17 protein-coding genes and 1 pseudogene are annotated in these 23026 nt (G+C 73.8%); 9 read left to right on the forward strand and 9 right to left on the reverse strand.

Annotation, left to right across the window (positions count from 1 at the left end; translation table 11 throughout):
- Positions 1-14: 14 nt before the first annotated feature.
- The 4 genes from ACFFXY_RS22775 to ACFFXY_RS22790 all read left to right on the forward strand — a co-directional run bounded on the left by ACFFXY_RS22775 (position 15) and on the right by ACFFXY_RS22790 (position 4391).
- Complete coding sequence (locus tag ACFFXY_RS22775) at positions 15-851, forward strand: UbiA family prenyltransferase (protein WP_382356138.1); 837 nt, start codon at positions 15-17, stop codon at positions 849-851.
- 12 nt (positions 852-863) lie between these two features.
- Positions 864-2054, forward strand: coding sequence for an acyl-CoA dehydrogenase family protein (locus ACFFXY_RS22780; protein WP_382356140.1), 1191 nt, complete (start codon positions 864-866; stop codon positions 2052-2054).
- Complete coding sequence (locus ACFFXY_RS22785) at positions 2048-3082, forward strand: type III polyketide synthase (protein ID WP_382356142.1); 1035 nt, start codon at positions 2048-2050, stop codon at positions 3080-3082. Before ACFFXY_RS22780 ends, ACFFXY_RS22785 begins: the two co-directional genes overlap by 7 nt.
- A gap of 211 nt (positions 3083-3293) precedes the next feature.
- Entirely contained in the window at positions 3294-4391 is a 1098-nt protein-coding gene (locus ACFFXY_RS22790; protein WP_382356144.1) for a Cmx/CmrA family chloramphenicol efflux MFS transporter, read from the forward strand.
- Positions 4392-4462: 71 nt separating this feature from the next.
- Here ACFFXY_RS22790 and ACFFXY_RS22795 read toward each other — a convergent pair whose 3' ends face one another.
- The 3 genes from ACFFXY_RS22795 to ACFFXY_RS22805 all read right to left on the reverse strand — a co-directional run bounded on the left by ACFFXY_RS22795 (position 4463) and on the right by ACFFXY_RS22805 (position 6949).
- Complete coding sequence (locus tag ACFFXY_RS22795) at positions 4463-4960, reverse strand: potassium channel family protein (protein WP_382356146.1); 498 nt, start codon at positions 4958-4960, stop codon at positions 4463-4465.
- On the reverse strand, positions 4957-6285 hold the full coding sequence (locus ACFFXY_RS22800) for a chloride channel protein (protein WP_382356148.1): 1329 nt from the start codon (positions 6283-6285) through the stop codon (positions 4957-4959). Before ACFFXY_RS22800 ends, ACFFXY_RS22795 begins: the two co-directional genes overlap by 4 nt.
- Before the next feature lie 73 nt (positions 6286-6358).
- A complete protein-coding gene (locus tag ACFFXY_RS22805; RefSeq protein ID WP_382356150.1) occupies positions 6359-6949 on the reverse strand; it encodes a TetR/AcrR family transcriptional regulator in 591 nt (196 codons plus the stop codon).
- Positions 6950-7066: 117 nt separating this feature from the next.
- On the opposite strand from ACFFXY_RS22805, the gene ACFFXY_RS22810 reads away from it, so the two are divergent.
- Positions 7067-8572, forward strand: a complete 1506-nt coding sequence (locus ACFFXY_RS22810; RefSeq protein ID WP_382356152.1) for an MDR family MFS transporter — start codon at positions 7067-7069, stop codon at positions 8570-8572.
- A 60-nt stretch (positions 8573-8632) separates the two neighbouring features.
- On the opposite strand, the gene ACFFXY_RS22815 is transcribed toward ACFFXY_RS22810, so the two are convergent.
- Both ACFFXY_RS22815 and ACFFXY_RS22820 read right to left on the reverse strand, forming a co-directional pair.
- The gene (locus ACFFXY_RS22815; protein WP_382356154.1) at positions 8633-10201 is read right to left on the reverse strand and encodes a chitinase; all 1569 of its coding nucleotides are present in this window, start codon (positions 10199-10201) and stop codon (positions 8633-8635) included.
- A 49-nt stretch (positions 10202-10250) separates the two neighbouring features.
- On the reverse strand, positions 10251-10748 hold the full coding sequence (locus tag ACFFXY_RS22820) for a helix-turn-helix domain-containing protein (RefSeq protein WP_382356156.1): 498 nt from the start codon (positions 10746-10748) through the stop codon (positions 10251-10253).
- A gap of 77 nt (positions 10749-10825) precedes the next feature.
- Here ACFFXY_RS22820 and ACFFXY_RS22825 point away from each other — a divergent pair, with 77 nt between their 5' ends.
- The 3 genes and pseudogenes from ACFFXY_RS22825 to ACFFXY_RS22835 form a co-directional block, all read left to right on the forward strand.
- Positions 10826-11782 (forward strand): S41 family peptidase, encoded by a 957-nt coding sequence (locus ACFFXY_RS22825; RefSeq protein ID WP_382356158.1) that lies wholly within the window; start codon positions 10826-10828, stop codon positions 11780-11782.
- Positions 11783-11956: 174 nt separating this feature from the next.
- Positions 11957-13204 (forward strand): sulfotransferase family protein, encoded by a 1248-nt coding sequence (locus tag ACFFXY_RS22830; protein WP_382356160.1) that lies wholly within the window; start codon positions 11957-11959, stop codon positions 13202-13204.
- Positions 13205-13228: 24 nt separating this feature from the next.
- Positions 13229-13372: pseudogene (locus ACFFXY_RS22835) on the forward strand (nucleotidyltransferase domain-containing protein); the annotation flags it as partial.
- Between the two features lie 4 nt (positions 13373-13376).
- Here ACFFXY_RS22835 and ACFFXY_RS22840 read toward each other — a convergent pair.
- From ACFFXY_RS22840 to imuA', 3 genes are read right to left on the reverse strand one after another with little or no spacing between them, the layout of a single operon-like run.
- A complete protein-coding gene (locus ACFFXY_RS22840; RefSeq protein ID WP_382356162.1) occupies positions 13377-16535 on the reverse strand; it encodes an error-prone DNA polymerase in 3159 nt (1052 codons plus the stop codon).
- Positions 16528-17913 carry a DNA polymerase Y family protein gene (locus ACFFXY_RS22845; protein ID WP_382356164.1) on the reverse strand — a complete coding sequence of 462 codons (1386 nt, stop codon included), beginning with the start codon at positions 17911-17913 and terminating at the stop codon, positions 16528-16530. Before ACFFXY_RS22845 ends, ACFFXY_RS22840 begins: the two co-directional genes overlap by 8 nt.
- Complete coding sequence (imuA', locus tag ACFFXY_RS22850; RefSeq protein ID WP_382356166.1) at positions 17910-18857, reverse strand: DnaE2-dependent mutagenesis accessory factor ImuA'; 948 nt, start codon at positions 18855-18857, stop codon at positions 17910-17912. Before imuA' ends, ACFFXY_RS22845 begins: the two co-directional genes overlap by 4 nt.
- Positions 18858-19245: 388 nt before the next feature.
- On the opposite strand from imuA', the gene ACFFXY_RS22855 reads away from it, so the two are divergent.
- A complete protein-coding gene (locus tag ACFFXY_RS22855; protein WP_382356168.1) occupies positions 19246-22182 on the forward strand; it encodes a carbohydrate binding domain-containing protein in 2937 nt (978 codons plus the stop codon).
- A 101-nt stretch (positions 22183-22283) separates the two neighbouring features.
- Here the strand turns inward: ACFFXY_RS22855 and ACFFXY_RS22860 are convergent, their stop codons facing one another.
- A complete protein-coding gene (locus tag ACFFXY_RS22860; RefSeq protein ID WP_382356170.1) occupies positions 22284-23021 on the reverse strand; it encodes an SDR family oxidoreductase in 738 nt (245 codons plus the stop codon).
- Between the last annotated feature and the right edge of the window lie 5 nt (positions 23022-23026).

A 23026-nucleotide genomic window follows, 5' to 3' on the forward strand; every position in this document is an offset into this window, starting at 1 on the left:
GGCACACTGACCCGATGACAACGGCCGCGGCGATGCTCCGAGCGCTCGTCCTTGCGTCCCATCCGCTTCCGGCCCTCGCGGTCACCCTCGTCACCGCCGGCCTCGCCGCCTCCGCGGGCCGGTCCGCGCCCGGCGTCGTCGCGATCGCGTTCGCGATCCTGCTGGGCCAGCTGTCCGTCGGCTGGCTCAACGACCTCGTGGACGCCCCCCGCGACGCGCAGGCCGAACGCGCCGGGAAGCCCCTCGCCTCCGGGGAGCTCCACCCGGCGATCGCCTCCGCGGCCATCGCGCTCGCCGCGCCCGCCGCGGTCCTGCTCACTCTCGTCTCCGGCGTCCCCGCGGCCCTCGCCCACCTCGCGGCGCTCGCCTCCGCGTGGGCCTACGACCTCGGCGTCAAGTCCACCGCGTTCTCGGTGGCGCCCTTCGCGTTCTCCTTCGGGATGCTCCCGGCGATCGTCTCCCTCGGCCAGCCCGGCGCCCCCTGGCCGCCCCTGTGGCTCATGGCCGCCGCCGCGGCCCTCGGCTGCGCCGCGCACTTCGTGAACGTCCTGCCCGACCTCGCCGACGACGCCGCCACCGGCGTCCGCGGCCTCCCGCACCGACTGGGCCCCTTGGCCACACAACTCCTGGCCGCGGCCCTGGTCCTCGCCGCCTCGGTCCTGCTCGCGTTCGGGCCGCCCGGCCCGCCCTCGGCCCTGGTCCTCGCCGCCGTCCCCTTCGCCGCGCTCGTCCTCGCCGCCGGACTCGCCCTCGGGCGCAGGCCCGGTTCGCGGGCCGCGTTCCGCGCCGTGCTCCTCGTTGCCCTTGTCGACGTCGTCCTGCTCCTCCATACTGGGGTCCCTTCGGCCTGAGGAGTGAGCGCATTGCCAGCACCGACCGAGTCCAGGGGCGGCGAGGCGCTCGCGCTGGCGCGCGAGCTCGCCCCGCGGTTCGCCGACCGGGCCGCGGCCCACGACGAGCGGGGCCGCTTCCCCGAGGCCGACTTCGCGGAGCTGCGGGAGGCGGGCCTGACCGGGCTCATGGTCCCCGCGCGGCTCGGCGGCTTCGGCGCCACGTTCGCCGAGTACGCCGCGGTCGCCGCGGCGCTGGCGCGGGGCGCGGGCTCGACGGCGCTCATCTTCAACATGCACGCCTCGGTGACCGGCGCGCTCGCGCAGACCCCCGAGCACCTGGTGCGCGCCCTCGGCGCCCCCGAGTCGTTCTTCGCCGCCAGGGACAAGGCCCTCGCCGCCGCCGCGGACGGCGCCCTCTACGGGGTCGCGATGAGCGAGCGCGGCGGCGGCTCGCGGCTCTCGAAGACCACGACCGCGTACCGCCGCAGCGACAACGGCTACCGGATCACCGGCGCGAAGGCGTTCGTGTCCGGCGCCGGGCACGCCGACGCCTACCTGGTGACCGCCCGCGACGCCGACGCCGAGGAGCCGCTCGTGTCGCACTTCCTCGTGCCCGCGGGCGAGGGCGTCCGCGTCGAGGAGACCTGGGACTCGCTCGGCATGCGGGCCACGGGAAGCCACGACGTCCACTTCGACGTCGAGGTCGGCGCGGACGCGCTGCTCGGCGGCGTCGAGGGCCTCGCGCTGCTCCTGGCCGAGGCGATGCCGCAGTGGCTCGTCGCCTCCTACGCCGCGGTCTACACCGGGGTCGCCCACGCCGCCGTGGACGCCGCCGCCGCGCACGTCAGGGGCCGCGGTCTGGACGCGCTCGCGCCGGTGCGCTCGCGCATCGGCCGCGCCGACGCCGCCGTGGCCGCCGCCGAACTCGTGGTCGCCGAGGCCGCCCGGCGCATCGACGCCGCACCGGGCGAGGAGGACACCAACCGGTGGGTGTGGCGCGCGAAGCTCACCGCCGGGGACACCGCGTTCCAGGTCGCGTCCTCGCTCCTGGAGGCCGCCGGGACCTCCGCGTCCCGCCGCGGGCACCCGCTCGAACGGCTCTACCGGGACGCCCGCTGCGGGGCCCTCCAGCCGGCCACCTCGGACGTGTGCGCCGACTGGCTCGGCGCCGCGGCCCTCGGCGCCGACCCCGACCACGACACCGCGGTCCCGCGGTGGTGACCGCCGGCATCGCCGGGATCGGCACCGCCCTGCCGCCGCAGTTCGCGCAGGAATGGCTGTGGGACAACGTCTTCCGCGGCCACTTCGGCGGCAGCCGCGTCGCCGCGCGCATGTTCGACACCGCGGGCGTCTCCCGCCGCCACTCCGCCACGCCGCCCTACGAACTCGCCGACGCCGCGGACTGGTCCACCGAGGAGCGCATGCGCCGCTACGCCGAACGCGCGCCCGCGCTCGGCCTGCGCGCCGTCCGCCGGGCCCTCGCCGCCTCCGGCACCGACCCCGACGAGATCGGGCTCCTCGCCGTCGCCACCTGCACCGGTTACGGCACGCCCGGCACCGACATCGACCTCGCCGGGGCCCTGCCGCTGCGCGCCGACGCCCGGCGGCTCCTGGTGGGCCACATGGGATGCCACGCCGCGATCCCCGCGCTCGGGGCCGTCGCCGACTACACCGCCGCCCACGACCGGCCCGCCGTGCTCCTGTGCGTCGAGCTCACCTCGCTGCACGTGCAGCCCGCGACCCGCGACATCGACCAGGCCGTGGTCCACGCCCTGTTCAGCGACGCCGCCGCCGCGGTCGTGGTGCGCCCCGGCGACGGGCCGGGCCTGCGCGTGGTCGACGTCGCCGCCCGCACCGACACCGTCCGGCGCGGCCACATGACCTGGCGCGTCACCGACCTCGGCTTCCGCATGGGCCTCTCACCGGAGGTCCCCGAGGCCCTGAGCGAGCACGTCGGCCCGCTCGTGAAGGACCTCCTCGCCCGCCACGGCCTCGACCGCTCCGAGGTCGCCGCGTGGGCCGTCCACCCCGGCGGGCCGCGCGTCCTCGACGCCGTCGCCGCCGGACTCGACCTCGCCCCCACCGCCCTCGACCCGTCCCGGAAGGTCCTCGCCGAGCACGGCAACTGCTCCTCGGCCACGGTCCTCCTGGTCCTGGACGAGATCCTCAAGGACGGGCCCCCGGACGGCCCGGTCGTCATGCTCGCCTTCGGCCCCGGCCTCACCCTCTACGCCGCGCTCCTCGCCTGAAAACGCGTTGCGGGACCTGCCGGGTCCCGTGATACGTTTCGCGCCATGTCCTCGCCCGAAGCGTCCAGACCCGGGCCGCCGCACCGCCGGCGGCCCTGACGCCCGTGCGAGTCCCCAGCCCCGCTCCGAGAGCGGGGCCGCCTCTCCGCGCGTCCAGTGGCCGCGGCGGTCCACCGCCGACCGTCCGCCGCTTCCGGAGAGACACACACTCATGCCGTTCGTCCTGTACGCCCTTGCCGTCGCCGTGTTCGCGCAAGGCTCCTCCGAGTTCATGCTCGCCGGGCTCCTGCCCGACATCGCCGCCGAACTCCACCTCACCATCGCCCGCGCCGGGCTCCTGACCTCCGCGTTCGCCGCGGGCATGGTCCTCGGCGCGCCGCTCATGGCCGCCGCCGGACGCCGCTGGCCCCCGCGGGCCTCGCTCGCGGCGTTCCTCGCCCTGTTCATCGCCGCCCACGCCGCCGGAGCCCTCACCGACTCCTTCGCCCTCCTCCTCGCCACCCGCGCCGTCGCGGCCCTGGCCAACGCGGGCTTCCTCGCCGTCGCCCTCGCCACCGTCGCGCTCCTCGTCCCCGCCGACACCAGAGCCCGCGCCCTCTCGATCCTCTTGGGCGGCACCACGCTCGCCCTGGTCGCCGGGGTCCCCGCGGGCGCCCTCCTCGGCGAGGCCCTCGGCTGGCGGGCGACCCTGTGGGCCGTCGCGGCCCTCGCCGCGCCCGCGCTCGTCGCGGTCGCGCTGGCCGTCCCCGACCGGCCCGCGGCCGCCGGACCGGTCGGCCTGCGCACCGAGCTGCGGGTCCTCAAACGCCCCGACGTACTCCACGTGCTCGCGCTCGGCGTCCTCGTCAACGGCGCGACCTTCGGCGCCTACACCTACCTCGGGACGCGGCCCGCCGTGAACGTCCCGCTCGTGCTGGCGCTGTTCGGGACCGGCGCGCTCCTCGGCGTCCTCGCCGCCGGACGCCTCGCCGACCGCCGCTGGAAGGCCCTCCTCGCCTGGGGCGGGCCGCTGCTCCTGGCCGGATGGCTCGCCCTCGCGCTCCTCCCGGCCGCGCTTGGGCCCCTCGCGTTCGTCCTCGGCGCGCTGGCGTTCGCGGTGGGCAGCACGCTCATCGGACGGATCATGGCCGCCGCGCAGGACGCGCCCACCATGGGCGGGTCCTACGCGACGGCCGCGCTCAACGTCGGCGCGATGCTCGGCCCGGTCCTCGCCGGGATCGGCTACGACGCCGCCGGACCGGCGGGCCCGGCGCTCGTGGCCGCCGGACTCGTCGCCGCCGCGGTCACCGTGCGAGCACTCCGGCGCTGACCGGCCGCGGCGCGCGGACCGGCACCGCGCGCCGCGCCGCCAGCCACCCGGCGACCGACCCCGGGCGTGGGCTACCGGCTGGAGTGACGGCGGGCGCGCAGGGTGAGCTTGCGGGTCATGAGCGACGCCGACGCGGCGATCACCGTGACGTTGAACGCCATCTGCACCGTGACCAGGCCGCGCGCGATCTGGCCCTGGGCGTGGACGTCGCCGAACCCGACGGTGAGGAGCGTGCTCAGCGCGAAGTAGAGCGCGTCGATCCGCGTCGCGATCCCCGCGAACTGGCCGGGCCGGTGGACCGCGACGCCGTAGTCGGCGAGCGCGAACACGAGGACCCCGCCGAGGACGGCGACGAGGAGCCCGCCCAGCGGCGCGGCCGGGTCGCGGAGCTGCCGGACCACCTCCCAGCGGGCGACCAGCGCGATCGTCGCGAGCATGGCCGCGGTGGCGGTCCACCGCAGCACCAGCACGAGCGTGTCGGCGTCGGCCCGCATCGGCACCACCGCGTACGCGACGCCGAGCGCGGCGCACACGATCGCGTACCGCCACCCGGCCGGGAGCCGCCTCACGACGGCGCCCCCTCGGCCCGCGCCCCCTCCGGCACCTCCGCATCGCGGGGCCGGTCGAGGACCCGGCCGGTCACGAACGCGACCACCACGGCGATGAGCACGACCGGGGCCATCGCCGCCGCGTCGGCGCCGAGCAGCAGGGTCACCAGGATCGCCGCCGACACCGGCAGCGGCAGGACCGCCACGGTCGCCGCGCCCATCCCGGCCGCCAGCGCCGGGACCGCCCCGAACCCGGGGAGGGCGCTGAGCAGGACGCCCGCGGCCGCGCCGAGGAACAGGCCCGGGAAGATCGGGCCGCCGCGCAGCGCCGCCAGCGACACCGCGTACGCGACGCCCTTGAAGACGAGGATCGCGACGAGCACGCCGATCCCGAGCCCCTCGGGGTCGGCGCTCAGCTCCCCGAGCGAGTCCTGCCCCGACAGGAGCACGTCGACGGGGGAGCGGCCGGTGAGCAGCGAGTACGCGCCCGCGCAGGCGGCCGTGACCGCGACCGCGGTGAGCGCCATGGACATCGGCCGCCGCTGCGCGACCGGCGCGAGGCGCCTGCCCAGCGTGTGGACCTCGCGGACGCCGACCGCGATGAGCACCGCGGCCGGGACCGTCCACAGCAGGTCCGTGACGTGCAGGCCCGCGGACGGCAGGCCCGGCAGCTCCAGGGAGGACACCGGCAGGCCCGTCCACGACCCGAGCCCGGTGAAGATCAGCGCGCCCACGCCCGCCGACAGCAGGCACGGCAGCAGCAGCCGGGTCAGCTTCGGGCCCGCGAACCCGGCGGCCTCCAGGATGAACACGGCCGCGACCAGGGGGCTCCCGAAGATCACGGCGACCGCGGCGGCCGAACCGGAGGTGCCGACGATCATCGCCGCGGGCGTGCCCTGCGTGCGGCGCGCGAGTATGAGCGCGGTCGCCGCGCCCACGGCCATGAGCGGCGCCTCGGGGCCGAGGACCACGCCCAGCGGGAGGCCGCCGACGGCGGCGAGGAGCACGCCGGGCAGGTACGAGGGCCGCACGGGCTCGGCGGAGAGCCCGTTGATCGGCAGGTGCCCGGCCGCGCCGGGCGTCCACTTGATCGCCGCGCCGGTGAGCAGGCCGCCCAGCAGCAGCCACGGGACCGGCCACCACCACGGCACCGGGTCGAGCCCGAAGTCCGCGGGCAGGTCCTCCCACACCAGGGCCGTCAGGCGGTACAGCAGTGCGAGGAACGCGAACGCGACCGCCGAGACGGGGACGCCGACGAGCCCCGCGAGCAGCAGCAGCCTCAGGTACGCCCGGGTGCGCGCGAGCTGCTCCAGCCGCCCGGTCTCCGGTTCCGCCCGCTCGTCCACTGCGCCCCCTTGTCACAGTGGATCTTCCACCGCGCGGGGGCCCGGCACCGGGCGTTCGGCGCAAACGCCTCGGTCAGCGCGCCCCGACCGGCCGCAGCGCGGCCATGGTCCGGTCCAGGCACGGCGCGAACTGGTCGGGGTCGCAGCTGGGGAACGCCGCCGCGTGCAGGCACGCGAACGCCCCGCCGACCATCGCCCGCAGCACCACCGGGTCCGCGTCGTCCCCGACCCGCTTCGTCAATGCATCCGTGAGCATCCGCTGGAGCAGCTCCAGGCGGCACAGGTACGAGGCGAGGAGCCGCGGGCTCCCGTCGATAATTCGCTGGATCGCGGCGTCGTGGTCGCGCGATACTGGGTCGCCGAAGCGCTCGACGACCGGGTCGAACGCGCGCCGCAGCGAGTCCCACTCGGGCTCGCCCGCGGGCCGCGCCGCCAGCCGGGCCGCGAGGTCCTCTCCCAGCCGCTCCAGGCTGTCGAGGACGACCTCGTCCTTCGAGGAGAAGTACCGGAAGAACGACCGCTGCGACATGCCGACGGCCGCGGCGATCTCGTCGACCGTCGTCTCCTCGAAGCCCTTGTCGACGAACAGTTCCTCGGCGGCCCGTGCGATCCGCGACTGCACGGCCCGGCGTGACACTTCTCGCAGACTTCCACCGGCGCTCATGATCGGATGGTAGCAACTGCAATGATTGACAGTCACTGACACATCCGGTGCGTCAGCGTCGTCACCACAGCGCGGACCCGGCGGCACCGGCCCACAACACCCGAAGGATCCCCCGAAATGAGCGTTGACCAGCGACCGGCCGACACGCCGCCGGCCGAACCGGCGCAGGCCGCCGAACCCGCCCCCTCCGAAGGGGTCCCGGCCCAGATCAAACTCGTCCTCGGCGTGCTCCTGGTGGCCGCGTTCGTGATGATCCTCAACGAGACCATCATGGGCGTCGCGCTCCCCGAGCTCATGGAGCAGTTCAGCCTCACCGCCGCCACCGTCCAGTGGCTGACCACCGGGTTCATGCTCACCATGGCCGTGGTGATCCCCATGACCGGGCTCATCCTCCAGCGGTTCACCACGCGCACCGTGTTCATCGCGGCGATGACCCTGTTCACCGTCGGCACGGTCCTCGCCGCCTCCGCACCGGTCTTCGGCGTCCTCGTGGCCGCCCGCGTCATCCAGGCCAGCGGCACCGCTGTCATGCTGCCGCTGCTCATGACCACCGTCATGACGTTCGTCCCCGCCGACCGGCGCGGGCGCACCATCGGCTTCATCACGATCGTCATCGCCGTCGCCCCCGCGATCGGCCCGACGTTCTCCGGGTTCATCCTCTCCCAGCTCACCTGGCACTGGATGTTCCTGTCGGTCCTGCCGATCGCCGTCCTCGGCCTCGTCCTGGGCGCCCTGAAGATCCAGAACCTCGGCGAGACCCGCCCGGTGAAGTTCGACGTCCTGTCCGCGCTGCTGTCCGCGGTCGCCTTCGGCGGCCTCATCTACGGCCTCAGCTCGATCGGCGAGGCCGCGGCCGGCGCCCACACGCCCGTCCCGCCGTACGCGGCGATCACCGCGGGGGCGGTCGCCCTGGCGCTGTTCGTGCTCCGGCAGCTGCGCCTCCAGCGCACCGACTCGGCCCTGCTGGACCTGCGCGTCTTCCGCAGCCGCTCGTTCACCGTCGGCGTCGTCATGCTGCTGGTCTCCATGGCCGCGCTGTTCGGCTCGCTCATCCTGCTGCCCATGTACCTCCAGAACGTCCTGGAGCTCACCACGTTCCAGACCGGCCTGGTGGTCCTGCCCGGCGGCCTCGCCATGGGCCTGACCGGCCCGACGGTCGGCCGCCTCTACGACAAGCTGGGCCCGCGCCCGCTCGTCATCCCCGGCTCGTTCGGCGTGTTCGGGGCCCTCGCCCTGCTGACGCTGCTCGACCAGGCGAGCCCGGTGTGGTTCGTGGTCCTCATCCACGTCCTCATGAGCCTGAGCCTGAGCCTGCTCATGACGCCGCTCATGACGTCCTCGCTGGGGTCGCTGAAGATGGAGCTGTACTCGCACGGCAGCGCCGTCCTCACCACGCTCCAGCAGGTCGCGGGCGCCGCGGGCACCGCCGTGTTCATCACGCTGATGACCACCGGCACGAAGGCGAGCCTGGAGTCCGGGGCCGGGGCGATCACCGCCACGGCCGACGGCATCCACACCGCGTTCCTGTGGGGCGCGGGGATGGCCGTGATCGCCGTGGCCGCGGCGTTCCTGGTCCGCAAGCCCGTCGTCGACGGCCAGGAGCCCGCGCTCGCCGCGCACTAGCTCCTGCACGACGCCACCGGGCCCGGCCGCACTGCGCGGCCGGGCCCGGTTCCTCTTGTCCTACATGCCGTCGAGGTACGGCCGGTGGCTGTCCATGAACTCCCAGCCGTAGTACCGGTCCCAATTGATCGACCAGGTCATGAGCCCGCGCAGGTCGGGCGAGGGCCCGCCGCGGAGCGTGTACCCGCCGCAGTTCGCGCCCGACGTGAGGCAGTCGAGCGCCTGGTGGACCTGGGCGGGCGGCGTGTACCCGTTCCCGGCGCTCACGGCCGCGGGGAGGCCGAACGCGATCTGGTCCTCCCGCAGGCCCGGGAAGAACTGGCCGGTGTTCGCGACCTGGAACCCGGCCTTGAGCATGTCGGTCATGGCGATGTGGAAGTCCGCGCCGCCCATGTTGTGGTACTGCCCGTCGAGGCCCATGACGGGCCCGGAGTTGTAGTCCTGCACGTGGAGCACGTCGAGCTCTGAACGGAGGGCGTGGATGACCGGCAGGTAGGAGCCGGTGCGGTTGTCGCCGGCACTGGTGCCGCCGTAGAACTGGTGGCCGACCTGCACGAAGAACGTCTCGGGCGCCATGGAGAGCGTGAAGTCCTCGCCGTACTTCGCGGTGAGCGACTTCAGGGCCGAGATGAGGTTGACGATGACCGGCGTGGTCGGGTTCCGGAAGTCGCTGTCCCCGGCGTTGAAGTACAGGGAGTGGCCCTCGAGGTCGACGTCGAGGCCGTCGAGCCCGTACTCGTCGATGACGGCGCTGACGGAGTTCACGAACGCGTCGCGGGCGGCGGCCGTGGTCAACTGGACCTGCCCGTTCTGCCCGCCGATGGAGAGCAGGACCTGCTTGCCCTCGGCCTGCTTGCGGTCGACCGCGGCGATGAACTCGGCCTTGCTCTCGACGTTCGGGCACTCGGCGGCCGGGCACAGCGAGAACCGGATGTCGCCGGAGGTCGGGGTGGTCGGCTCGCCGAACGCCAGGTTGATCACGTCCCACTCGGCCGGGACGTCGTCGAGGCGGATGTAGCCCGAGCCGTTCGCGAAGCTGGTGTGCAGGTACCCGATGAGGGCATTGTCGGCGAGCCGCGGATCAGGCGTGCCCGGGTCCTCGCCGCCGTCACCGTCCCCATCGCCGTCACCGTCGCCCTCGCCGGGCGGGCCGTCGAGGACCGCGTCGTCGATCCAGAAGTCGCCCTGCCCGTACCAGCCGTGGACGTACACCTCGGCGCTCGTCTGGGAGGCGCCGGTGGTGAACGCGGTCGTCAGCTGCGTGTACTGGCCGGGGGAGGAGGTCCAGGTGGACCCGGCGCCGGTCGCCCCGAGGTACACGTAGGACCCGCGCACCCATGCGCTGAAGGTGTAGGAGGTGCCCGGCTGCACGGGAACGCTGACGGTGCACTTCCCGATCGAGGAGGCGCCGGCGGTGGACTGGAGGGCCTTCGTCCCGGACCTGACGGAGGAGCCGACGACCTGCGCGGCGTCGCAGGCCCATGTGGTCGAGCCGGACTCGAACCCGGGGTCGGCGAGCAGGTTGGCGGCCTGGGCCGGGGAGGCCGTGAGCGCCCCGGCCAGCACGACGGCCGCGGCGGCGAGCAGGGAGGCGAACAGGCGTGGTCGTGTGGCGGTGGGTCGTCTCATGTTATTGACAGTAAACCTTACTATTAATATCTGTCAATATCTCACTGCCTCAGGCGGGCGGCGCGGGCCGGTAGAGCCCCACGAGGACGCCGTGGCGCTCGCCCTCCCCGTCGTCGGCGAGCCCGTCGACCAGCTCCTCCAGCGTCGCGCGCAGCCGCCTCGCCCGCTCCTCGGTGAGGCGCACGTTCCGCAGGACCATCAGCGGGTCGCCCGGGTCGGTGAGCAGCTCGTCGGCCACGGCGCCGAGTGCGGCCCGGGTGCCCTCGCCGCTGGTGTCGTACTTGTACTTGCGGGCCGCCCGCGCGTAGTACTGCTCGGTGCCGCCGCGGACCCGGCTCGTATGCGCGAGCCGCACCAGTCCGGCCTCCACCAGGATCTTCAGGTGGTGCCCGGCGCTGCCCTTGCTGATGCCCAGCTCCGCCGCGAGCCCGCTCAGCGTCGCGGGCTCCTGCCCGAGGGCGAACAGCAGCCGGTGGCGCAGCGGGTGCGCCAGCGCCCGGTACTGGCCCGGCGTCGACAGGGTCATCGATTCCTCTGGTGCGTCCATGAATCAAGTGTCCAGAATGCTGGACACTTTGTCAAATCGGTGGTTCACTACTAGACGAGAACCCATTGGAGGACCCCATGACCCTGATCCCGCGCCTCACCGACCTGCTCCTGGAGCACTACGTCTTCCCCGACACCGCCGCCGAGCTCGCCAAGACCCTCGCCGCCGCCGACGCCGCGGGCCGCTACGACGGCGCCGACCAGGCCCGCCTCGCCGAGCTCGTCACCGCCGACCTCCAGTCCGCCAACGGCGACCTCCACCTGCGCCTGAAACACAGCGAGGCCCCCCTTGAGGAGACCCACGACGACGAGGAGACCCAGATGCGGCAGATGGGGGAGTGGGCCGACCTCACCTGCGGCGGCGTCGCGAACGCCGCCCGCCTCCCCGGCAACGTCGGCCTCCTCAAGATCGCGCCCCTGTTCTTCCCGCCAGCCGTCGCCGGCGACCGCGTCACCGCCGCCATGCACCTCCTCGCCGCCGCCGACGCCCTCATCATCGACCTGCGCGAATGCCTCGGCGGCGACCCGGACATGGTCGCCCTCGCCCACAGCTTCCTCGTCGGCCACGAACCCGTGCAGCTCTCCGGCATGGCCCACCGCGACCCCGCCGACTTCAAGCAGGCGTGGACGTTCCCCGTCCCCGGCCCCAGGTTCGGCCCCGACAAGCCCCTGTGGGTCCTCACCAGCGCCACCACGTTCTCCGGCGGCGAGGCCCTGAGCTTCGACCTCCAGGAGCAGGGCCGCGCCGTCCTCGTCGGCGAGACCACCCGCGGCGGCGCCCACCCCCGCCAAGGCTTCAAAGTGGACACCCACCTCGAAGTCACCATCCCCACCGCCCGCTCCGTCAGCCCCCTCACCGGCCGCAACTGGGAGGGCACCGGCGTCGTCCCCGACATCCCCGCCCCCGCCGCCGACGCGCTTGCCGCCGCCCACCGCCTCGCCCTCGAAGCGGTCCTCGGCCTCGGCGCCGACGGCTTCCGCGCCCAGGTCGCCGCCGAGGCCCGCCAGGCCCTGCACGACCTCGGCGACGCCTGAGCCACGACGTGATGCATTGCGGTGCAGCCGGTCCCCGGCGAACCTGAAAGCCGGGGCCCGGGACGGCGGCGTATCGTGTGGCGCACCGAGGGGCGGCAGAAACCACCACCGCCCCGCCCATAACGGTCGCACCCCGCGCCCTGGGCGTCCCCGACCCCCGTAAGGAGACCTCACTTGCAGCGCACCACACCGATGCTCGGCGTCATCAACGTCCTCATGGAAGGCCAGCGCCGCGCCGAATCACGCAGCAACGCCAAAGTGGACGCCCTCTTCGACAAGATGACCGCCAAGGCCCGCAAGGACTCCGGCACCACCGACCTCGTCCTCACCGACGAGGACGCCGAGATCCTGGAGAGCCTGCGGTTCCTCCTCCACTGCTGGGCCGCCACCCCCGCCCTCTCCGGCGTCGGCTGGCGCTCCGCGAAGGACATGGTCGAGGCCCGCATCTCCAACCTGCTCACCGTCCGCCGCCTTCAGGCCCAGCACCCGCAGGTCCGCGACGAGGTCGTCGAGCGCCCCATCTTCGTCCTCGGCCTGCCCCGCACCGCCACCACCCTCACCCAGCACATCATCGCCGGATCGGACCACGCCCGCGCGCCCGAACTGTGGGAGATGTACTACCTCGGCCTCGAACCCGACGCCGAAGAGCGCCAGCGGCGCATCCGCAAGACCCAGAAGCGCCTCGACATGACCCTCCTCATGTCCAAGACCTGGCAGCACATCCACCCCACCAACGCCGAATGGCCCGAAGAGGACTACTGGCTCAAGTTCCACGCCACGTTCCACACCACCGTCGCCCCCCTCCCCGGCTACCTCGACTGGTACCGCACCAAGTACGACCGCGACACCGACTTCCGGTTCGTGCGCGACGCCCTCCAGGTCCTCCAGGCCGGACGCCCCAAGCAGCGCTGGGTCCTCAAGCACCCCGGGAACATCTTCAACCTCGACTCGATCCTCCGCGTCTTCCCCGACGCCCAGATCGTCCTCACCCACCGCGACCCCAACACCGTCATGTCCTCGCTGTGCTCCATGGTGGAGAGCCTCTACAGCATCCACCTCAAGCGCGGCGCCGTCGACCCCAAGGCCATCGGCCGCCAGTGGCTCCACGAACTCGCCACCGGCATGGACCAGTGCCGCCGCGTCCGCGCCGAGAACGCCCGCCCCGGCCGCTTCATCGACGTCAAGTACCACCGCCTCACCGGCTCCCCCCACAACGCCGTCCCCGAGCTGTTCCGCCAGCTCGACCTCCCCTGGGGCCCCGACGACGAGGCCCGCCTCGACGAGCACCTCACCCGCACCGGCCAAGGCGGCGGCCGCGACGGCGTCCGCCGCCACGAGCACTCCCTCCTCGGCTACGGCCTCGACCCCACCGAGGTCGACGACGCCTTCGGCAGCGACTACATGCGCATCGCCGCGGGCTGACCGGCAGCCCCGCGTCCGGTCCGGTTCGTCATGACCGGACCGGACGGTGCCGAGATCGACTGCCACCCCCTCCGCTTCGCCCCCGACGGCTCCGCCCTCCAAGCCGCCCGCGACCTCCACGACATGGCCCGCCTCCGCGAGAAGTTCGGCGTCGCCACCCACTTCTGACCCCTCACCTGAAATCCCGCGACGGCGCCGCCGGACTGTTCAGATCCAGCTCGACCAGCTTGTACGCCACCACCATCGGCATCGCGCTCGCATGCGCGTCCACGGCCTTCTCCACCGTCCCCCTGATCCGCAGCGCCTTCGCCACCGTCGCCACCGACTGCCACCGCTTCCACAACCCCTGCGAGCACACCACGTTCGCGATCCCCGTCTCGTCCTCCAGGCTCAGGAACGTCACCCCCTTCGCCGTCGACGGGCGCTGGCGGTGCGTCACGATCCCGGCGATCTCCACCCGCTTCCCGTCCTTCATGTGCGGCAGCCGCCTCGCGGTGAGCACGCCCTCGGCGTCCAGCCCCGCCCGCACCAGCTCCATCGGGTGCGTCTCCACCGACAGCCCCAGCCCCGTGTAGTCCGCGCGCGCCAGCTCGGCCGCGCTCATCCCCGGCAGCGTCGGCGGCGGCGCCGCGGGCCCGGTCCCCGGGATCGTCCCCGGCCGCTCGTCCACCGTCCCCGCCGCCCACAGCGCCTTCCGCCGGTCCCCCTCCAGGCTCCCCAGCGCCCCGGCCACCGCCAGCTTCTCCATCCGCGCCCGGTCGATCCCCGCCCGCCGCGCCAGATCCGCCAGCGACCCGAACGGCCCCGCCTCCCGCGCCGCCGCGATCCGCCGCCCCGCCTCGCCCCCGAGCCCCTTGACGTTGTCCAGCCCCAACCGCACGTCCGCCACCCCGTGCAGCGGCGCCTCGCGCTCCCTCGCCGTCGCCACGAGCGAGGCCACCTCCCCGCTCGCGTTCACATCCGGCGCCAGCACCTCGATCCCGTGCCGCTGCGCATCGGCGATCAGCGACGCGGGCGAGTAGAACCCCATCGGCTGACTCGCCAGCAGCCCCGCGTAGAACGCCGCCGGATAGTGGCACTTCAGCCACGCCGACGAATACACCAGGTGCGCGAACGACGCCGCGTGCGACTCGGGGAACCCGAAGTCCGCGAACGACTTGAGCTGGTCGTAGATCTGGTCCGCCTGCGCCCCGACGATGCCGCGCTCCTCCATCCCCGCGTACAGCCGCTCCTTCAACTCCTCCATCCGCGCCGCGGACCGCTTCGCGCCCATGGCCCGCCGCAGCTGGTCGGCCTCCCCGCCGTTGAACCCCGCCGCGTCGATCGCGACCTGCATGAGCTGCTCCTGGAACAGCGGCACCCCGTACGTCTTCTTCAACGCGGGCATGAGACGCGGGTGGACCAGGTGCTCCCACGGCTCGCCGTGCCGCCGCCGCAGGTACGGGTGCACCGCCCCGCCCTGGATCGGCCCCGGCCGGATGAGCGCCACCTCCGCGACGAGGTCCTTGAACCTCCTGGGGCGCAGGCGCGGCAGCGTCGCCATCTGCGCCCGCGACTCCACCTGGAACACGCCCACCGTGTCGGCCCGGCACAGCATCTCGTAGACCTCGGGCTCGTCCGGCGGCAGCTGCCACAGGCGCACCACCCGCCCGTGGAAGTCCCGCACCAGGTCGGACATGCGGTGCAGCGCCTCCAGCATCCCCAGGCCCAGCAGGTCGAACTTCACCAGATGCGCGTCGGCGCAGTCCTCCTTGTCCCACTGGAGGACCGTCCGGTCCTTCATGCGCGCCGGCTCCACCGGCACGACCTGGCTCACCGGCTCCTCGGTGAGCACCATCCCGCCAGGGTGGATCCCCAGGTGCTGCGGCAGGTCCCGCAGCTCGCCCGCGAGCGCCTGCACGTCCGCCGGAATCCCCTGGGCCTCGCCGGGGTCGATCCCGCTCCACCGGTGCAGCCGCTTCGACCACGCCACCGCCTGGTCGTGCCCGTACCCCAGGGCCTTCGCCGCGTCCCGCACCGCCGACCGCGGCCGGTACGTCACCACGTTCGCCACCAGCGCCGCCCGGTCCCGCCCGTACTTCCCGTAGACGTACTGGATGACCTCCTCCCGGCGGCCCGACTCGATGTCGATGTCGATGTCCGGCGGCCCGGTCCGCTCGTCCGACAGGAACCGCTCGAACAGCAGCCCGAACTCCACCGGGTCCACACTGGTCACCCCGAGCGCGTAGCAGACCGCGCTGTTCGCCGCCGACCCCCTGCCCTGGCACAGGATGTCGCTGCGCTCGCAGAAGTCGACGATGTCCGCCACGATCAGGAAGTACCCGCTGAACTTCAACCGCCGGATCACCCGCAGCTCCTTGTCGAGCTGATCCCACTGGTCCACCGCCCCGGCCCGCGGCCCGTACCGCTTCAGCGCCCCCCGCAACGTCAACTCGGCCAGGTGCGAGAAGTCGTCGTACCCCTCGGGGACCGGGAAGTGCGGCAGCTGCGGCTTCAGCAGCTCCAGGTCGAACGCGCACTCCCCGGCGATCCGCACCGACTCCTCCACCGCCTCCGGGAAGTCCGCGAACCGCAGCGCCATCTCCTCGCCCGAGCGCAGATGCGCCCCCGCGTTCGCGGGCAGGAACGGGTCGACCTGCTCCAGCGTCGTCCGCGCCCGGATCGCCGCCAGCGCCGCCGCGGCCTTCGCCCGCGCCGGAGCCGCGAAATGCGCGTTGTTCGTCGCCACCACCGGGACCCGGCACCGCCGCGCCACCGCCGCCAGGGCCTCCATCCGCTCGACGTCCCCCGGCAGGTCGTGGCAGGTCAGCTCCACCGCCACGTTCCCGGCCCCGAACAGGTCCACCAGCCGCCGCAGCTCCCGCTCCGCCGCGGCGGGCCCGTCCGCGTCCAGCGCCGCGTTCAACGGGCCCTTCCGGCACCCGGTCAGGACCTGCCACCGCCCGCCCGCACTCTCGGCCAGCGACTCAAGGCCGTATTTCGGGAGGTCCTTCTCGCCGCCGTCGAGCTTCGCGACCGTGATCGCCCGCGAGAGCCGCCGGTACCCCTCGGGGTCCCGCGCCAGGACCACCAGATGCCGCCCCGCCGGGTCCGCCTGGCCCCGCCGCGCCCGCGGCATGTCCAGCCCCAGCTCCGCCCCGAACACCGTCGGCAGCTCCGGCCCCCTCGCGGCCGTCGCGAACTGCGACACCGCGTACAGGCCGTCGTGGTCGGTGATCGCGAGCCCCCGCAGCCCCAGCCGCTCCGCCTCCGCGACCAGCGCCGCAGGGGAGTCCGCGCCGTCCGCGAACGAGTAGTGCGAATGGCAGTGCAGCTCCGCGTAGTCAGTCATACCAGCCCGCCACCCGCCACCGGCCGTCCTCGCGCACCAGCAGCGCCGCGCTCCCGTCGGCCAGCTCCACCTGGAGCCGCGCGTACCTGCGGGCCTCCGCACTCCACCACCGCTCCGCCACCGGCCACGGACCCGCCCACGCCGCGACCCGAATCCGCCTGCCCCCCAACGCGACCAGCGCCGGAGTCGCCGAGAGGTCCCCACGGGACGAGACCGCCACGGGCGCCCCCGCCGCATCGAGCACCTCCACGTCCTCCCCGGCCCCCGTCAACTGCGGCAGCGGATCGGGCAGGCCGCCCGGCCACGGCCCCGACGGCGGCGCCGGGACCGGCTCGACCTCCCATGCGGCGCTGGCGTACCGCTCGTCTAGGTCGCGGCCCTCGGACAGGCCCGCGATCCGCACGGCCTCGGGGCCGAACAGGCTCTGCGCGTGCCGCAGCGCCGCCTCGGCCTTGACGGCGGCGGCGCTCTTGGCGCCCCACAGGCCCTGCCCGGCCGCGACGAGGCCGACCAGGCCGCCGGGGGCGAGTTCGAGCGAGGTGACGGCGTTCGCGGCAGCGTCCCCGCCGTGGACGAGGGGCCCGGCGGCGAGCCAGCCTTCGAGCTGCCAGCGGACGCGGCGGGAGAGGTCGGCGGCGGTGATCGCGGGGTCGACCTGCCAGGTGCGGCGCCGCTCCAGGCCGCTGCCGGTGCGGGCGGTGACGGTGACGCGGGTGCAGGTGAGGTTGCGCTCGTCGAGGACGCGCAGGAGCCGCTCGGCGAGGGGCCGGGCGGCGACCACGGCGTGCTCGACGGTCTCGTAGGGGTCCTCGGGGGTCTCGGCGACCGCGAGCTCGGGCAGGGCCGGGCGGGGGACCAGCGGGCGGGAGAAGCGCCCGGCGGCGAGCAGCTGGGCCCGCCGCACGGGCGCGCCGAACCGCTCGGCCACGGCCTGCGGCGGCAGCGCCCGGAACTTCCCGAGCGTGTCGATCCCCAAGTGCCGCAGCGTCTCGCAGTCCTCCGGCTCCACGAGGCCGGTGAAGCGCAGATCGGTGACGTCCCGTCCGGCGAGGAACGCGGCGTCGCCGCCGCGCGGCACGATCCGGCCGTCCTGCGCGGCCAGGACCGCCGCGAACAGGCCGTCGGCCACGCCGGTGAGGCAGTCGTGCCCGACCAGGCCCGCGACGGTGTCGATGAGCCGCTCGCAGAACGCCGACTCGTCGCCCGCCCCGGCGCGCAGCGGCACGGCCGCGAGGCCGGGCTCCAGGACCTCCACGTACGGGGTGAGCAGGTCGAGGGCCTCCAGGACCGGCTCGAACGCGGCGCCGTCCTCGCCGTCCCAGTCGACCAGCCGCATCACCAGGACCCGGCCCGGGGCCCGCCGGACGCGGGCGGTCATCGCGGCCCGCCCCCGGCGACGGGGTCCCCGCCGGTACGGGACCCCGCGGTGCTCACCGGGTACCGCGGGGCGATGCGCCTCCCGGTGCCGTCGCGCGCCTCCTCCGCGGCGAACCGGTTCCCGGTGCGCGTCTCCACGGCGTTCTCGCGCAGGTCGAGGACCCGCTCGGGCGGCCTGCCGCCGTACGGCCAGATCGAGGCCCGCCGCAGCCCGCCCGAGCGCCAGCGGGAGGCCACTTCGAGCTCGCACGCGTTGATGCGCCCGGCGCCCCAGCGGCGCCCGGCGTTCTCGCGCAGGCCGTTCCAGCTGGCCCGGGACACGTGCAGCCGCGCGTCGGCCCCGGCCACGGGCCGGGTCTCCCACCACACGATGGAGGCGCCGCTGCCGCGGGCGCGCGCGGTGAGCCGCCGCGCCTGCGCGGGGCTCAGGCCCTCGCTGGGGACGACGATCGCGGCGACCCCCTCGGCGAGCGCCCCGGCCGCCTCGGCGACGCGCGCCCCCGGATCGACCAGCGCGACCCGCCCGAGGTCCACCCCGGCGGCGGTCGCGGCGAGCGGATACACCCGCGGCATCCCCACCAGCGCGCACCACGCTCCCGCGCCGGTGGGGCCGGCCAGGAGGCGCCATAGGAGGGAGGTCGCGCCGCGGCGGTTGGCGGTGATGGCGGTCACTGTTGCGAGGCCGCCGTGGGGGAGGAGGGCGGAAATGTCGGGGGTGACGGGCAGGATGGTCTTCGGGGGCCCAGTGGGCGCCGCGGAGCGGCTCTCGCCGTGCCCGGGCGCCGTCGGCGCTCCGGCGGCGGGACGGACCGCGCCCGGTGCATCCGTGGGCGCGGCTGCGGTCCCGGTGCGGGCCCCGGCGCCGCCCGCGGCGGCGCGGCGCAGGTCCGCGCCGGTGCGCAGGCCGAGCTCAGCGGCCAGTGCGGCCGCGACTGTGGTCGCCACCAGAACCCCCGTGCTGTGTCGAACATGTGTACCAAGATCAACTTACCGAACGCGGCGGCCTGCGCAACTTAAAACGGGTGTTCGATAAATCTCGCGGGGCGGGTGTGCCCGACGCCATGCCACCCGGACGGGTGACAATGCGGCCGCGACCCCCGCGCGGCCCGGCGTTCTGTCGGACCCCCGGGCAAAGATCGCCGCCATGGTCCCCTGGGTGGGTGGGGGCTAGGGATGGATATACGGCCCGCGGCACTCAGCGCTACCAATCGAGACATAGCTATATAGGAAAGTCTGTGCTAAGGTCTGACTACTTCTTGCAAGATCTGCAAGAAATCATCTGGGAACGGCAAGAACCGACGAGACCGACAACCACGTCCCACAGGAGCCCGACATGACTCGCGGACCCCGCCGCCGTTCCCGGCTGCTCGCCGCCGTCCTCGCACTGGCCGCCGCGCTCATGGCGCTGGCGGCCGTCCCCGCCGCGACGGCCGCCGCCACCACCGCCACCGTCTACTACCGCGCCGCCTCCGGCTGGAGCGGCGCCAACATCCACTACGCCCCCGACGGCGGCGCCTGGACCGCCGTCCCCGGCGTCCCCATGGCCGCCGCCTGCACCGGCTGGCACACCCGCACGATCGACCTCGGCACCGCCGCCGGAGCGCAGGTCGTCTTCAACGACGGCGCAGGCGCCTGGGACAACAACGGCGGCGCGAACTACCGCGTCGGCCCCGGCGACACCACCGTCGCCGGCGGCCGGGTCAGCGCCGGGAACCCCTGCGGGGGAGCCGAAGCCGTCGTCTACTACGACCTCACCTCCATGGGCTGGACCCAGGCCTACCTCCACTACGCGCTCGCGGGGACCTGGACCACCGCCCCCGGCACCGCCATGGCCGAGCCCGCCTGCGCCGGGTGGGCCCGCCTCACCGTCCCCCTCGGCTCCGCGACCGGCCTGACCGCCGCGTTCAACAACGGCGGCGGCATCTGGGACAACAACGGCGGCAGCGACTACCGGATCGGCGAGGGCCGCACGCTCGTCTCCGGCACCGAGGTCACCGCCGTCGCGGCCGACCCGTGCGAGGCCGCCGAGCCCGACACCGTCGCCCCCGCCGCCCCGACCGGCGTCACCGCCACCGTCAACGCCACCACCGTGATCCTGTCGTGGACCGCCGCCACCGACGACGTCGGCGTCACCGGCTACCGCCTCACCCGCACCTCCGCCGACGGCACCGTCACCCGCACCACCGCCGCCACCAGGTTCACCGACGCGAACCTCGACCCGAACACCGAGTACGCCTACACCGTCGCCGCCTACGACGCCGCCGGGAACCTCTCCGGCGCCACCGGCGCCACCGCGACCACCGGCGACGCCCCGCCCGCCGCCGCGGGCGGCGAGATGCTCGGCGGCGACCCCCGCCAGGACCCGATCTACTTCGTCATGACCGCCCGCTTCTACGACGGCGACGAGTCCAACAACCGCGGCGGCGCCAAGCACGAGACCTCCGGGAACGCCGAGTACGACGACCCGATGTTCCGCGGCGACTTCTCCGGCCTCATCGAGCGCCTCGACTACATCAAGGCCCTCGGCTTCTCCGCCGTGTGGATCACCCCGGTCGTCCTCAACCGCTCCGACTACGACTACCACGGCTACCACGGGTACGACTTCTACGAAGTGGACGCCCGCCTCGAATCCGAAGGGGCCTCCTACCAGGACCTCATCGACACCGCCCACGGCAAGGACATGAAGATCTACCAGGACGTGGTCTTCAACCACTCCTCCCGCTGGGGCGCGGTCGGCCTGGAGACCCCCACCGTCTACGGCGTCCAGGACGACCAGTGGGGCGACTTCTACGACGACCCCAACCCCGACTTCACCTACGACGGCCTCGCCGTCGAACCGAACTCCGGCCGCTCTTACTACAACGGCGACCTCTGGTCCACCGCCGAGCCCGCCGGCAACACCTGCCGCAACTGGGGCGTCTTCACCGGCAACTACAGCGCCGAGGGCTGGCGGGTCTACAACTGCCAGTGGCCCAGCCCCACCTCCGGCATGTTCTCCTCCCAGCACTACCACCAGTGCTGGATCGGGAACTGGGAGGGCGAGGACGCCCGCTCCTGCTGGATCCACGAGGACCTCGCCGACTTCAACACAGAGAACGAAGCGGTCCAGGACTACCTGATCGGCGCCTACGAGCAGTACATCGACATGGGCGTCGACGGCTTCCGCGTCGACACCGCCGTCCACATCCCCCGCGTCACCTGGAACCGGGTCTTCCTCCCCGCGCTCCAAGACCACCTGGTGGAGAAGTACGGAGAGGAGAAGGCCCAGGACTTCTACATCTTCGGCGAGGTCGCCGCGTTCGTCCACGACCGCTGGAACCGCGGCTCGGTCAACCACTCCGCGCAGTTCTACACCTGGCAGGAGCGCCGTGAATACGCAGCGGACGACGTCGCCGCCGCGATCGAGCAGTACGACTGGGAGAACGCCCAGGGCACCGAGAACCAGCCCACCAGCGACAACGCGTTCCTCGACGGGAACGCCTACCACGCGCCCGACCACTCCCAGTTCTCCGGCATGAACATCATCGACATGCGCATGCACATGAACTTCGGGGAGGCCTCGAACGCGTTCTTCAACGGCAAGGACTCCGACGCCTGGGTCAACGACGCCACGTACAACGCCGTCTACGTCGACTCGCACGACTACGGCCCCAACAAGTCCAGCACCCGCTACGCCGGAGGCACCGACGCCTGGGCCGAGAACATGAACCTCATGTGGACGTTCCGCGGCGTCCCCACCCTGTTCTACGGCTCCGAGATCGAGTTCCAGGCGGGCGTGCGGATCGACTGCGGGCCCACCTGCCCGCTCGCCGAGACCGGACGCGCCTACTACGGCGACCACCTCGAAGGCACGCTCGCCGTGAGTGACTTCGGCGAGGTCGAATCCGCCACCGGCGCGATCGCGGCCACCCTCGACCAGCCGCTCGTGCAGCACCTCCAGCGCCTCAACGAGATCCGCCGGGCCGTCCCGGCGCTCTCCATGGGCCAGTACTCCACCGAGGACGTCAGCGGCGGCATCGCGTTCAAACGCCGCTACACCGACGCGGCCACCGACAGCTTCGTCCTCGTCGCCATCACCTCCTCCGCGACGTTCACCGACATCCCCAACGGGACCTACACCGACGCCGTCACCGGCGACGTCGAGACGGTCGCGAACGGGACCCTGACCGCCACCGTATCCGGGCAGGGCGACATGGCCGTCTACGTGCTCGACACCGCGCTCACCGACGCCCCCGGCCAGGTCGGCGACGACGGACCTTATCTGAACTGAGTTCGCACCGGAGACCTTGCCGCCCAGAACGACCGGGCCGGCCGCGGGGCGACCCCCCGCGGCCGGCCCGGTCGCATGGACGAGAGAAGCGGCCGGACCGGTCAGTCGATCGTGTGCCCGCCGTTGACCGTCAGGCGCTGGCCCGTCACGAACGCCGCCGCGTCGGAGGCCAGGTAGGACACCGCGGCCGCGACGTCCTCGGGGACGCCCATGCGCCCCATCGGGACGTCCGCGAGGTACCCCGCGACGTCCGCGTCCGTCAGCTCGCCGTGCCGCTCCACCGGCGTCCACCCCGGCGCCACCAGGTTCACCGTGATCCCGTCCGGCCCCAGCTCCCGCGCCCACGAGCGCGTCAGCCCCCACTGGGCGCCCTTCGCCGCCACGTACGCCGACCAGCCCGCCAGCGCCCGCTCGAACATGTCCGAGCCGATCTGCACGACCCGGCCGCCGCCCGCCGCGCGCATGTCCGGGAGGAACGCGCGCAGCAGGAGCGTCGGGCTCTTCACGAAGAACTCCAGCTGCGCGAGGTGGTCGGCCCATTCGAGGCGGTCCACGGGGGTCTCGGGCTGCGGGCCGGTCGCGTTCGCCACCAGCACCGTGACCGGCCCGAGCTCGGCGCGGACCCGGTCCGCGAGGCCCGCGACCGCGGCCTCGTCGGTGACGTCGGCGCCGAACGCGGCCGCGGTGCCGCCCGCGGCGCGGATGTCGGCCGCGACCCGCTCGGCGCCGTCCCGGCTGGTCCCGTAGTTGACGGCGACGGCGAGCCCGTCGGCGGCGAGGCGGCGGGCGATGACGGCGCCGAGGCCGCGGGACGCGCCGGAGACGAATGCGACGGGCATGAGAG

The organism is Glycomyces mayteni (assembly GCF_042428885.1).
Lineage (GTDB): Bacteria > Actinomycetota > Actinomycetes > Mycobacteriales > Micromonosporaceae > Glycomyces > Glycomyces mayteni.